Origin of the sequence: Streptomyces sp. SID12501 (genome assembly GCF_010550245.1) — a bacterium.
GTDB lineage: Bacteria > Actinomycetota > Actinomycetes > Streptomycetales > Streptomycetaceae > Streptomyces.
Genome location: NZ_JAAGLU010000003.1, coordinates 100,226 through 112,691, shown reverse-complemented (window position 1 = coordinate 112,691; position 12,466 = coordinate 100,226). Strand labels below are relative to the sequence as shown.

Annotated in this window: 15 protein-coding genes; 11 read left to right on the top strand and 4 right to left on the bottom strand. The window is 66.6% G+C overall.

Features of this window, described 5'->3' with window-relative positions; translation table 11 throughout:
* Positions 1–628: 628 nt before the first annotated feature.
* Positions 629–1,414 (bottom strand): hypothetical protein, encoded by a 786-nt coding sequence (locus G3I71_RS04010; protein WP_164312512.1) that lies wholly within the window; start codon positions 1,412–1,414, stop codon positions 629–631.
* A gap of 122 nt (positions 1,415–1,536) precedes the next feature.
* Complete coding sequence (locus G3I71_RS04005; protein WP_164312511.1) at positions 1,537–2,226, bottom strand: DUF488 family protein; 690 nt, start codon at positions 2,224–2,226, stop codon at positions 1,537–1,539.
* 631 nt (positions 2,227–2,857) lie between these two features.
* Between G3I71_RS04005 and G3I71_RS04000 the strand changes: the two genes are divergently transcribed.
* Positions 2,858–4,006 carry a hypothetical protein gene (locus G3I71_RS04000; RefSeq protein ID WP_164312510.1) on the top strand — a complete coding sequence of 383 codons (1,149 nt, stop codon included), beginning with the start codon at positions 2,858–2,860 and terminating at the stop codon, positions 4,004–4,006.
* Positions 4,007–4,057: 51 nt separating this feature from the next.
* Here G3I71_RS04000 and G3I71_RS03995 read toward each other — a convergent pair whose 3' ends face one another.
* Together G3I71_RS03995 and G3I71_RS03990 are read right to left on the bottom strand one after the other, a co-directional pair.
* Positions 4,058–5,305: an XRE family transcriptional regulator gene (locus tag G3I71_RS03995; RefSeq protein WP_164312509.1), complete on the bottom strand. Its 1,248-nt coding sequence runs from the start codon at positions 5,303–5,305 to the stop codon at positions 4,058–4,060.
* 158 nt (positions 5,306–5,463) lie between these two features.
* Entirely contained in the window at positions 5,464–5,844 is a 381-nt protein-coding gene (locus G3I71_RS03990; RefSeq protein WP_143677191.1) for a GntR family transcriptional regulator, read from the bottom strand.
* 475 nt (positions 5,845–6,319) lie between these two features.
* Here G3I71_RS03990 and G3I71_RS03985 point away from each other — a divergent pair, with 475 nt between their 5' ends.
* The 10 genes from G3I71_RS03985 (at position 6,320) to G3I71_RS03940 (ending at position 12,459) form a co-directional block, all read left to right on the top strand.
* Positions 6,320–6,610 (top strand): hypothetical protein, encoded by a 291-nt coding sequence (locus tag G3I71_RS03985; RefSeq protein ID WP_164312507.1) that lies wholly within the window; start codon positions 6,320–6,322, stop codon positions 6,608–6,610.
* On the top strand, positions 6,607–6,753 hold the full coding sequence (locus G3I71_RS03980) for a hypothetical protein (protein ID WP_164312506.1): 147 nt from the start codon (positions 6,607–6,609) through the stop codon (positions 6,751–6,753). Before G3I71_RS03985 ends, G3I71_RS03980 begins: the two co-directional genes overlap by 4 nt.
* Entirely contained in the window at positions 6,750–7,769 is a 1,020-nt protein-coding gene (locus G3I71_RS03975; RefSeq protein ID WP_343242839.1) for a DUF2637 domain-containing protein, read from the top strand. The genes G3I71_RS03980 and G3I71_RS03975 overlap by 4 nt, the downstream gene beginning before the upstream one ends.
* Entirely contained in the window at positions 7,766–8,416 is a 651-nt protein-coding gene (locus tag G3I71_RS03970) for a GGDEF domain-containing protein (protein ID WP_164312505.1), read from the top strand. Before G3I71_RS03975 ends, G3I71_RS03970 begins: the two co-directional genes overlap by 4 nt.
* A complete protein-coding gene (locus G3I71_RS03965; protein WP_164312504.1) occupies positions 8,413–8,823 on the top strand; it encodes an RRQRL motif-containing zinc-binding protein in 411 nt (136 codons plus the stop codon). Before G3I71_RS03970 ends, G3I71_RS03965 begins: the two co-directional genes overlap by 4 nt.
* Positions 8,820–9,017 carry a hypothetical protein gene (locus G3I71_RS03960; RefSeq protein WP_164312503.1) on the top strand — a complete coding sequence of 66 codons (198 nt, stop codon included), beginning with the start codon at positions 8,820–8,822 and terminating at the stop codon, positions 9,015–9,017. Before G3I71_RS03965 ends, G3I71_RS03960 begins: the two co-directional genes overlap by 4 nt.
* Before the next feature lie 2 nt (positions 9,018–9,019).
* Positions 9,020–9,337: a hypothetical protein gene (locus G3I71_RS03955; protein ID WP_164312502.1), complete on the top strand. Its 318-nt coding sequence runs from the start codon at positions 9,020–9,022 to the stop codon at positions 9,335–9,337.
* 225 nt (positions 9,338–9,562) lie between these two features.
* Entirely contained in the window at positions 9,563–11,839 is a 2,277-nt protein-coding gene (locus G3I71_RS03950; RefSeq protein ID WP_164312501.1) for a cell division protein FtsK, read from the top strand.
* A 140-nt stretch (positions 11,840–11,979) separates the two neighbouring features.
* Positions 11,980–12,267 carry a hypothetical protein gene (locus G3I71_RS03945; RefSeq protein WP_164312500.1) on the top strand — a complete coding sequence of 96 codons (288 nt, stop codon included), beginning with the start codon at positions 11,980–11,982 and terminating at the stop codon, positions 12,265–12,267.
* A 3-nt stretch (positions 12,268–12,270) separates the two neighbouring features.
* The gene (locus tag G3I71_RS03940; protein ID WP_164312499.1) at positions 12,271–12,459 is read left to right on the top strand and encodes a hypothetical protein; all 189 of its coding nucleotides are present in this window, start codon (positions 12,271–12,273) and stop codon (positions 12,457–12,459) included.
* Positions 12,460–12,466 lie beyond the last annotated feature (7 nt).

Sequence of the window (12,466 nt, the reverse complement as noted above, 5' to 3'; positions counted from 1 at the left end):
TGGACGGCTTTCCAGGTGTGGTGTCACTCGTACGAGTTGTTGCGGGCCGCCCATGCCCGGTGTGGGCTGGGTCCATGCATCGGTGGTCTCCTTTGAACGATCGGCAGCGGGCACTTCTCGGCCGGCTCGCGGCCGGTGAGGGGCTTGATGCGCGGGGCGCGAGTGAGTGGAGTTCGGTGTACGCGTTGCGAGACCGCGCGTTGGTGACGGTCAAGCGCGGTGGCGGGGCCGTCCAGGTGCAGGTCACGCCCGCCGGGAACTTCTATCTCGAGCATGGCCATCATCCGGATCGGCCTGAGCGGGCTGATGACCCTGCGGGAGTCGATTCTGACCCGGGCGAGCCGCATGATGCCCCATCAGCTGGCGACAGCTCCCGGTCCGCGAGCGGCAGGCGGAGCCCCATGCCGTACAGCGAGAGGCCCGTCGCCCGGGCTCCACTTGCCCCCCTGGTCGATGATCGCCCCCTGCGGCGCGTGCGCCCGTCGGCAACCACAACTCCCGGGCTGCGCACGCGCCGACACAAGGCGCACAACATTAGCCTCGGGCTCGTCCAAGATCCGGGCTTCGCGGCACGAGATGAAGGATCTTCCGGGAGCGCCAGTCGCGGGGACCAGGGGGTGACACGTCGTCAAACGCCGAACAGGCTGTCCTGCACGTACTCGACCACATGCGCCTTCGGGTAGAACACGCCCAGCAGCATGAACGTCCTGGGGTGGGCCGCGATGTTGCCGACGAAGAAGTGGACTGCGCGATCACGGGTGAAGATCGAGTCGTACCAGCGCTCTCGCAGCTTGTCCTGTACGGCACGCTCGCCGTACTTACGGAGGAACTTGCGGTATGACGCGCCGGCCTCCCAGTCCTTCAACGACATGTCATGCGTCGGGCAGGTGTTGTCCGCGCAGCGGAACCGGTAGCGGAACTCCAGCGGCAGCCACTCCAGTGGGGCCAAGTCCTGCTCCAGGAGATCCAGTTGATCGGCCAGCGCAGCCTTGGACGCAGGCCAGGGCTCGGCAGATATCAGCCGAAAGCTTGCCTCGGCGGGCCGGAAGACGCCGAGCGAGGTGCCGCGTTGAGCTTGATCCCGTTTGATCGCGCAGAGGGATGGTGCGACGAGTGGCTCGACGTACTTGTACCGCTGCTTCCAGTCGCCGCCCGGCGGTACGGCACCCACGATCCTGAGGGTGCTGAAGTCCGGCCGCAGGCTCTCGGGCCGTGAGTCCCGCCTGCCGTGGGACTCGACATCGACCTCGATGATCGAGTACTTCCGGAACTGGTCTTCCTCCCGCAGGAGCCGGAAGGGGACGGGAAACAGGCGCACATGCCGAGGCGCACCCTCATCCAGACGTATGCCTGCCACACAGCTGGTCTCCCGGTACTTGTTGGACAACTCCGGGTATGTCTTGACCGTGATCATGATCCGTGCGCGTTGTCGACTCCCTGATCCCGTGGTTGCCCCCTCCACAGATCTCCCGATCTGATGATTGGAGGAGAGGCATGCGCTACGGGCAAGAGCGCGTCCAGGAGCGAGGGGTGAAGTCAGGCCAGGGGAACTACCGGCACGGTGGCCCGCTTGCGAACCGTCTCCAGGACGACCTGCCGGTGGCAGCGGCTCTCGTCCTTCTCGAAGCACAGCACCGCCACCCGCGACTGCCGGGCGTGTTCCGCGAGGCGGTCAAGGTCGGACTGCGCCTCCTCGGACTGCAGCAGGCCACGGAAGCGTGCCCGCCCTACTTCGAGGCGGCCGTCCCAGAAGGGCTCTCTGTTGTCCTTCGGATTGCCCAGGCCACGCAGGTGCGTGTACTCGATACCGGCCTCCGCCAGGGCATCTCCGAGGCGGGTCTTGCTGAAGCCCTTCTTACGGCTGATCGGCGTGAGCCGTACGTCCGCCACGACACCGATGTGGCTGTCGACGAGCGAGGCGACGAACGAGTCGATGTCCCGGCCTTCGTATCCGGCGGACCAAAGGCCGGGCGTGACGGCCGGGACCTGGGTCGCCCGGAACAGATCATCGAGAGAGACCGCAAGAGCCTCGGCCACCGCGCCAACGGTCAGGAAACCTGGCTGGATCGCTCCCTCGCTCTCCAGACGGCCCAGCGTTCCGATGGCGATGCCTGCCTCCTTCGCCAGCCGTTCCCGCGTCCACCCACGGTCTTCCCTTAACGCACGTACCCGCTGGGCGAGCGCACGGGCCCGGTTGTGAGAAGGAGCTGAGCGGTGACCTGCCATATGCGGCGTTCCTAACGACTGTTGGGGTGGCCCGCACGGGTGTTACTGGTCAGCTACGAGCCCCGGATTCGCGAATGCGCAGGTCATCGGGCGCGCGAGCGCCGCTGTTCCTGCGGCACCGGAGACTGCTCCTGGGAGAAGCCGACCAAGATCTTCTCCCAGATTTCTCCCAAGCGATCTCCAGAAACCACTCAGGGGCCCGACCCGCGATGCGGATCAAGCCCCTGATCTGGCGTTTTACTGTCGGGGTGGCGGGATTTGAACCCACGACCTCTTCGTCCCGAACGCGGTCAAGGGCCCTCGTGACGTGGCAACCACGCTATCAGGGCTGCTCGTTCGGCTCCGGGACTGTCCATCACTGTCCGGGACGGTCCTCGTGCGGCTGCACCGTTTGGCCCCCTGTTTGGCCCCCTGCTTGCCGACGGCGCGCAGAGGAGAGGGAGGCCTGATCGTGCTGCCTGTTGATGCCGAGAGAACTGTGGCATGCATGCTCCCAGGGGCCGATGAAGGGCGTGGCGCCGTATCGACGATACCTGTCAATTTCCCAGCGGATCGAGCTAAATCCTGCTTTAATTTCTCTGGCGGCCAGCCGCTTACTGATTAGAGCATCAATGGAAGAAGGTCTGATTCCGTGAAACCAAGTGCGATTGCGGCTTACCGCAGGGCAGTCAATGAAGCATGCGCGGCAGTCGATGAGCTGCCCGGCCTGGATTCGGTACAGCGTCGCACTTTCCGAAAATCGGTGAGACGCAATGTTTGTTTCGCGCGTGCACCGTATCAATATTTTGTGCACCGTCGGATGCGCTTGATCTTTTTCAGTACACTTACACTGGCGTGTTTTCTTGCTTTTCTTGCTCAAGTATGGTTTGAGAATTCAAATTCGAGAACTGATTCAAGTGGATTGATTGTAGGTGGGCTCTCGGGTCTACTTATTTTCACTATCCTGGTGCCGCGGGTGATAAGAAGGATTCGCGGAAAGCGTCGAAGGTCGAGCGTTGCGCGAATATTCATGTTCTTGAATCTCGTAGCTTATATCTCTTCGGTTGTTGTTTACCCGCTAGTGGGAGCCGCATGGCCAACTTTCGTAACCGGAGCGGCAGCGTTTCCGCTGGCATTCCTTCTTAGTGGATTCGCAATTTTGTCGATCTATCGCAAGGCTGTGGGGCCGAGGCTCGTTCGACCTGACTGCACTCACATCGCCGCCGCATTGGCCATGCTGGATGCTGCAGCATTGGTTTCGAGGAGTCAATCGAAATGGCACTATCCTCAGGTTTCGCGCGATGTTGTCATGGAACTCGAATATCTTGCACGGACGGTTCAGTCTGAGCTATCGCTGACTCATCGTATTGGCCGCTGGCACCCTGATTTGTTCTCGCAGACTTCGGTTGAAGCGTTGAAGGTGGCCCACGTAGTTCGTCAGCACAAGAAGGTGATCGTGTGTGCTTCAAGTGCGAGCGACTTTGAGAAGGTAGCCCTTTCGCTCACGAGTGGCACTCAAGCCCTGCTTGTCAATGATCGCAGCAAATTGCTGGAAGGTGCGCCTGATGTCGTCCGTAAGGAGCGGATCAAGATTGCAATCAAGCATGTTTTTCCGGTGGTGCTGCTGATTGCTGCTGCGATCATACTTCCTTTGGTGCCGCCAATTTCTGGGCAGGACAAAATTGCTGACAGTATTCGGCTGACGTTGATTGTGGCGGCAGTCTTGGCTCTGGTTGCGCCACGGAGTGATTCGTCGGCTAGAATTCTCGATACATTGGGGAAGGCGATGCCATCGAAATGAAGGCTGCCACTTTAGTTGCGCGACGGCGCCTTGGTTTCACCTGTTGGAGTCTCAGCGAGGCATGAATCCAGGCCTTTGCTCGGCGAGTGAATGAAGCCGAGCAAGGTAGTTCTGTGCCGCTGGCTCGGAGCTATACCGGCGCCGCATCTCTGCGGCAAGTTCGCGGCTGGTCATGATGAGCGACGGTACCGACTGCCGGTCCCCTTCGAGGGCGCGCTCACCCATGATGAGTGCCTGCTCCAAGTCGCCTTCACGTGCTGCGGTGACACCCAGAGTGACGCGGGCCTCAGCGTTGCGCATCGGCGAGCGCTCGATGCCGTCGAAGTCTGTTCCTGCCCTTAGCACCTCTTCGGCGAGCGTGCGGGCTAGTTGGTCCTCGCCGACCAGGCGGTAGCAGTCCATTGCATAGAAGTCGAACTTGGCAGGGTCCACCACGAAGTGGTTATCCAGGTTCTCCGGGTACGGCATCGCTTCGAGCATCCGTCGCCCCTTGTCCAGCGCGACCTCAACTTGCCGGCGGTCCCCGAGCCGTGCCCATGCCTTGGCTTCCTGAGCTGCGAGCTGCACAGCCACGCCGTGATGCGGCGCCGCTTCCGCTCCGGCCCGCGATGCGGCGATGACGCCGCGGTAGTCGCCGGTTGTGAGGGCGAACCATGCCCGCATCTCATGAGCCCACCCGGCGACCTCTGCGTGCTCAGCTTCGGTCGCGAGCGAGAGCGCGGCCTGTCGCGTTGACTCGGCAGCGTGGCGGGCGCCCGTGTCGTACTCGACACAGCCGACCAGTAGTGCGAGCCAACCGGACAGCGCGAGAACCTCGCGGTGCTGCGCGAGCGTGAGGCTCTTCTTGTGACGGTCGACGACGCGGCGGAGCCACTGCCGTCCCTCGATCAGGAGCTGCTCGCTCGGCATGAACGGATACTCCGAGCTGAGCCGGTCGGCCGTGATCCGCAGAGCATCGAGCGTGGAGTTGTCGACGTCGGACCGGTTGAGGCGGCTCACGATCTCCAGCGTCTCCATTCCGCTCGCCGCCAAGATCTCCCTGTCCCCATCGCGCCGTGATGGCGCAGGGAAGAGCGCGTGTGTCACCGTGCCGAACAGCGCCGCGATGATCGGTTGGTAGAAGTCGTTCGGTGTCTGGCCGGACTCCCAGCGCTTCCACTGGCGGATCATGCTGTCTTCCGCCGGCAGCTCCGTCGGAGCGTGCGCCCGTAGAGCCCTGACTGCGTCACGCTGCGACCAGTCGCGCGCCGCGCGTTCAGCCGCGATCCGTCGCGCCCATGCGGGCCTGTCGTCGGTCATGCGCCCTCCTCCGAGTACCTGCTCCGAGTCTCGCGCGCGAGCCGGGGGGACAGGGAAGGTGACAGGGGGGTGTCACCGGGCATGTCCCCTCCCCTGCTCTGCCGTCCCCGGGCTGTCACTTACCTCACAACTCCCGTTCCACGCATGCTGGTTGCAGATCACGCACCACCCGGTTCGGAGCGACTTTCGAGAGCTTCGACCCTGCCGCGAAGTTCCGAGACTTGGGAGGTGAGATGTTCGAGCCGGCGCAGCACTTCGGGAACGTCGACAACCGCGTCGGTTCCGCTGCCTTCACCGGCCTGCTCCGGGTCGCGGGCATAGCTGCCCCGCGACGTCGTCATGATGAGCCCATCCTCACGGAGGATCGCAAGGGCCCGCTGCACTGTCATTCCCGAGATCTTGAACCGTTCGGTCAAGTCTCGCACGGAGCCCACATGCCCTCCGGGCTTGATGTCACCACGCAGGATCTCTTGCCGCAGGATGTCGGCCGCCTGCTCGGACTCTGGCCTTGGGTCGTCTTTCGAGATTTCAGCGCTCATCACGCCATCGAGCGTACCCACCCCTAGTACGACCTAGCACGAATCTGTGGCGACCTCTTGCGCCGTGGCTCGTGCTAGTACATGCTGTTACAAGTTAGTACGACAAGCCCGGAAGGGCTCAGCCGGCTGTACCCGTAAGCGCTTGACCTGCAAGACCGCACGACCAGGAGCCCCGCATTGGACGGGGGGAGGGCACCGGACAGTCGTCTGTTTCAGGCGATCCCTTGGCAGTCCGGATGGCAGAAGGTCTCTGCCTACAACGGGGCCCTAGCGAGCTGTTCCTTGAACCGGCAGCCGCGTCCCCGAATGAGAGACCACACAGCCCCGACGGTCTACGGGCCGGGTTCGACTCCCGGCCGGGGCACTACCCCGCCGCATCTGCGGCTTTGGGTCGCACACCCCGAGCGATCGCCTCTCACCACCAGGCCACGACCGCCCGGCATCTGTCTGTCCCTCCCACATCAGGAGAGCTGTCTTGCGTACCTACATCGGCGGCCATCAGGCCGTCTCGACAAACGACTTCATCGAACTGGCTCTGGGTACCCCGGTTGAGCTGTGGCTCGGGGTGGAGGGCGAGAGCGAGATGGAGCGCGCGGCCCGTCTGGACGCGGCGCGCGACATCCTCGCTGAGAACCCGGAGCTTCCCGACGACCTGATCCGCATCGCGGCCGAGGTCGTCGACGCGCACCCCGAGCTGTTCGACGTCATCCCCCTGGCCCGGTTCGCCGGCCGCCGCGGCAACTCCCGCAAGGGGGCCGCGGCATGAGCGACGGGCTGAACTTCGACGACCGCATGTTCCTGGAAGGTCAGGCCGTCTACGAGCGGATCGTCGCCGGTCAGGTGGCGGACGTGCAGGCGGAACTGATGAACGCGCAGCTTCGTGCCTCGCAGGGTGGTGAGGGGCAGTGACCTCCCAGACCCCTACCCCCGAGACGACAGCCACCGCCGGACGTCCGGAGGTGCCGCCACTGTCGAAACCCGAGAAGATCCTGTTGGGCACGGTCGCGGTGCTCGCGGCCGGAGTCGGCGGACTTGGTCTCGCGTCGTCGTTCGAGGCCGTGTCGACGGCCGGCGCCCGATGGGGGTTCGACTCCCCTTGGATGCTGCCTGTCGGCATCGACGCCGCGATTCCGGTGTTCACCGCGGCGTTCCTGCTGCTGATCCGTACGGACATGCCCTTGGGCTGGGTGCGGTTCGTGCCGTGGGTGCTGACCGGGGTGACGTGCTGGCTGAACATCGCGGCCGGGCACTCCCTGTCCGCGAAGCTCGCCCACGGCACCATGCCCTTGCTGTGGGTGGTCCTGTCCGAGGTCGCCGCGCACGTCTACGCGTCCCGCATCGGCGCCGTCACCGGCCGTCGGATGGAGAAGATCCGGTTCTCCCGGTGGCTGCTCGCCCCGCTGTCGACGTTCGGTCTGTGGCGGCGCATGACGCTGTGGGAGGTCACCTCCTACTCGGTGGCGCTGGGCCGTGAGCGGGAACGCCAGTTGGCCCGCGCCCACCTGCGCGAACAGCACGGCCGCAAGTGGCGCTCCAAGACACCCCGCCCCGAGCGGGTGCTGTTGAAGCTGGGTGAACTGGCTCCGGCCGCTGAGTACATGGCACCTGTGCCGCCGAAGGCTCCGGCCCGGGAGCCGCCGAAGCAGGAGACGCCCAAGGCGCCGCGCAAGCGCGCTCCCCAGGCACCCAAGGGCAAGACCGGCCGGGCGGCGCGGACTCCTGCGGAGCTGCTCGCCGAAGCCCGTACGGCTACGGCCGACTGGAAAGACGACGCGGTCAACGCCGAAGCCATCCGCACCACGCTGCACTGCTCAGCCGCCAACTCCCGTGTGCTGCGGGACCTGTTGCTCGCCGAACGTGCCGACGGCCCGCACCTGCACCCCGTCGACGGCAACGCCGACAGCACCGAAGGGGTGGCGGCATGAACACCCTGACCACCATCCTGCCGACCGTTCTGCCGCTTGCCGCGGGGTGGGCACTGCACGTGCGATGCCTGCACGCCCGGCTGAGCACCGCACGGCGTGATCCGCTCACGAGGTTACGGACCCGCGACGGGTTCACCCAGCGCGCCACGGCCCTGCTCAAGGACCCGCGTGCGGTCGTCGTGCTCGCCGACGTCGACCGCTTCAAGCACATCAACGACACCTTCGGGCATGCCGCCGGGGACGTGCTGTTGAAGGCGACTGCGGACCGGCTCGCCCACCACGTCGGCCGGTCCGGGGTCGCCGGACGGCTCGGGGGCGATGAGTTCGCCGCCGTCCTCATCGACGACCACGGCACCGCTGCCGATCTGCTCACGGTGCTCCACGGAGTGCTCGCCCGGCCAGCCGACGGCCACAACCCGGACGTGCACACCACCGTCTCACTCGGCTGGGTACGTGCCTGTGACTTCCCCGCTGATGACCTGTCCGGTCTGCTGCGCAGGGCGGATGAGGCGATGTACGCGGCGAAGCAGGGCCGTGCCGGATTGCGGCGGGCGGGGCTGGGACGGTTGTTCGCCACGGTCGCCGGGCGCCGGTCCGGCCGACGCGGCGCCCGCACAGATGCGCCCGTGGTGGCGGTGGCGGCATGACGTCCGTGACGTTCGCCAAGTGCTACGACCCGACCGGTAGTCAGTACGGGGTGCCCACGTTTCCGTGGCGGCTGGCCCCGGACGGCTACGCGACCCGTCGGCAGTTGCGTGAGCGCGGGCTGAGGCCGGGCGGTCAGCCGGTGGCGGCGCAGGTGATGCGCCGCCACCGGGGCCGCAAGGCGGGGGTACAGGTCTCCTACCTCTACCGCGTCGACCTCGCCCGCCCGGTGCGGCCGATGACCTCGCGCAAGTGGGGTGCGCTCGCCCTGGCGATGCTCGCCCGCCGCACCTGCCCGAAGTGCCACGTGATCTACAGCTACTGCCTGCCGACCTCGCTCGGCATGTGCATCCTGTGCGCCTTCCCCGACACCCCCGCTCACGTCTCTGAACAGGGAGGTTCCCAGTGAAGTGGTCCGAGTCCCCCAGTGATGACAACGCCCGCACCACGTGGCTCCTGGACGCGGCCGACCTCGCCTTCCAGCACGAGCCCCGCACCGAGCTGGCCGCCGACTTTGAGTCAGTGGTCATGGAAGGCCTGCTGACCGACCGGTCCGTGCCCGTCTACCCGCCCGCCGGCCACACGTTCCCGAGGAGTACCTGACCATGGGCAAGCCCAACACCCGCCGCGTTGACCGTGAAATCCAGTTGGCCACCCGCAAGCTCACAGCGGTCCGTGAGTACGAGATGTGGCCGCTGACCGGCTCGGAACGGCGCGCGATCATCCGTGCCACGGTCGGCGGGTCCGTCCGCGTCGTGCGCGGTCGGAGCACCACGCGCGCCGAACGAAAGCTGGAAACCGCGTGGAGTTCGGCCGCAACTCGGCTCGCCGCGGAGATAGCCGCGTTCGAGAAGGAGCGGCAGCGGATCGTGAACGAGGCCGCCGCCGCCAAGGCGGCGAAGAAGTCGTCCGGTTGGTGGTGAGGTCACGGCCGGCCTCTTCTGCGGTGCGCCTTGCTGCAATAGCGCCGTCTGCGCCACCGATTTCGCGGCTGCACGACCGGCTCGCGGCACCACCGGCACGGCCGTGTCCTGGTCTGTGATCCCCCACCCATGCCCGCACAGTAACCGCCCTTGGCGGGGTCCGTCCGCCCACCTCCTACAGCGACGGCCGGACCCCGCTTCCCTCCCGAGAGAAGGACTCTCCCAGTGAACCAGCCCGACGACAATGAACTGTTCAACCGACTCGAAACGGAGATGACCGGCGACCCGTCGGCCGACTCCGGGGGCGACGTGGTCGACCTCGGCAAGGCACGGTCGGCCCGTACCGAGTCGGCCGACCCGACCCCCGACCCGTCGGCCGACCCGACCCCCGACCCGTCGGCCGACCCGACCCCCGACTCCGTCCCGTCCGCGTCGGCCGACTCGGAGCCGACCGAGTCGGGCGACTCGCCGTCAGCTCTGGTCGACCAGAAGGTGCCGACGGTGTCCGGCCCCGGTGTCATCGACCGCATCAAGCATTCCAAGCGGATGGACGTCTTCCCCGCGTGGGTGAAGTCGCGTGCGGAGTTCAAGGAAGCGCTCGGCTGGCTGGCCGGGCACGCCTGGCACACCGTCGCCTTCCACGCAGTGCGCGTGCCGTTCGTCTACCTGCCCAAGCTGGTCTGGCGCTCACCGCGCGGCGCGCTCAACACCCTGGGTGGGGTGGGGCGTTGGGCCGTGGACGGCGAGGGTGAGGCACTGCGCCAGTACACCGCCACGCACGAGCGGGTGGACGAGTACCTGAAGCTGTCGCGGCAGCGGGACCGCCGGGTACGGCTGCGCGTTGTCGTGACTGTCCTCGCGGGCGTGCTGGCCCTGGTCGCCGGTCTGTTCCTGGTGTTCGGGGCGCAGCCGCTCACCCAGTACATCGCCGCTGTGGTGGCGGTGCTCGGCTTCGGGTGGGCGGGGGCGCCGGCGGATGCGCCGCTCGCCACGCGGGCGGTCATCAAGACCGAGGTGCAGAAGCTGACCAGCGACATCGTGGTCAAGGCCATGGCGTCCATCGGCATCGGCCAAATCGCGTCCGCCGTCGCCAAGGGGCAGGACGGTATCCGGTTCGTCGCCCCGATCACCCGCGAGGGCCCGGGCTGGCGCGCAGACATCGACCTCCCCCTCGGAGTGACCGTCGCCGACGTCGCCGACCGGCGCGCCCGTCTCGCGTCCGGTCTGCGCCGCCCGCTGGGCTGTGTGTGGCCGGACGCCGACCCCAACGAGCACGAGGGACGCCTGATCCTGTGGGTGGGGGACCGGGACCTGTCCAAGACCGGCATCGTCAAGTGGCAGCTCGCCGGCGCCCGCCGGCACGACGTCTTCAAGCGGGTGCCGTTCGGCCTGGACCCGCGAGGGCGTGCTCAGTCGGTGCCCCTGATCCAGCACAACGTACTGATCGGCTCGCAGCCCGGACAGGGCAAGACCGCCTCCGTGCGCGTGCTGGCGTGCGGTGCGGCACTGGATCCGAGCGTGGAACTGTGGCTGCACGAGAACAAGGGCACCGGTGACCTGGACTCCCTCGAATGCGTCAGCCACCGGTTCGTCTCCGGCATCGACGACGACTCCATCAAGTACGCGGCCGACTCCCTCAAACTGCTGCGCGAGGAAGTCATGCGCCGCGCGGGCGTCATCAAGAAGCTGCCGCGGGACCTGTGCCCCGACAAGCGCATCACCCGCTCCATCGCCGACAAGCGCTCGCTCAAGCTGTGGCCGCTGCTCGCCGTGTTCGACGAATGCCAGAACCTGTTCGCCCACTCCAAGTACGGCAAACAGGCGGGTGAGGATGCCGAGTTCATCATCAAGCTCGGTCGTGCGCTGGGTGTGATTCTGGTGCTGGCCACGCAGCGCCCCGACAAGGACTCGCTGCCGACCGGGATCAGCGGCAACGTGTCCATCCGCTTTTGCCTCCGTGTCGCGGGTCAGGTCGAGAACGACATGATCCTGGGCACGTCCGCCTACAAGAGCGGGGTGCGGGCCACCGCTTTCCGCCCGGAGATCGATGCCGGTAACGGTTACCTCGGGGGCGCTAACCCGCTGCCGACCGTGGTGCGCACCGCCTACCTGGACGACAACGCCACCCACGCCATCGCCCAGCGCGCCCTCGCCCTGCGCAAGGCAGAAGGCACCCTGTCCGGGCACGCGCTTGGGGAGGACGCCGACACGACGGCCGGGCCGTCCTACGACCTGCTTGCCGACGTCGCTGCGGTCGTGCCCGTCTCCGAGAACCGGGTGTGGAACGAGCGGATCGCCGCCCGGCTCGCCGAATTGCGCCCGGAGGTCTACGGCGGCTGGAAGGGCGAGAACGTCACCAGCGCGCTGAAGCCGCACGGCATCAAGACCAACGGTGTGGCCGGGACCACCGACGACGGTGAGCGCACCACCCGCCGCGGCATCGCCCGCGACGACCTCACCACCGCGATTGCGCAGCGTGACGAAAACCGGGGCGCCGCCTGACCCCGGATGGACGCTACCGGTAGCGGGGTGACCCGCTATCGGTAGCACCCCCGCTAGCACCCCAAACCGCATCCCATCTGGGATCTAGCGGATAGCACCCCACCTGCGAAAACCCCGAAAACCCGCCTGGAGGGTCCCCGATGACCCCCATAGCCCTTGCTATCGCCTGCCTGCTCACTGTCACGCTCGGTTACAGCGGTCTGTGTGCGGCCTCGCCGTTCGGCGACTGCCGCAAGTGCTCCGGCATGGGCCACGCGCTCAAGACCGACCGCAAGGGACGCCTCAAGCGCGGCAAGCCGTGCCGCCGCTGCAAGGGCCACGGCAAACGCATCCGCATCGGCCGCTGGCTCTACAACCGCGCCGCCCGCATCTACCGCACCGGCACCAACACCCCCGCCGCTGCCACGCGGCCCGCCCCGAAGGGATAACCGATGGCCGTCACCGTCTCCCTGGTCGCCCTGTTCGGCCTGGTCCTGTTCTTCCTCCTGCGCTCCAACACCCTCGGCTACGGCTCCGCATTCGTCGCCGCCGGGTTCGGGTTCTTCCTCGCCTCCACCGGCGCCTCCGGACCCATCAACGAACTCGCCGCCGCCGTCCTCGACGCCGTCCAGCACCTGTGAGGAGTCC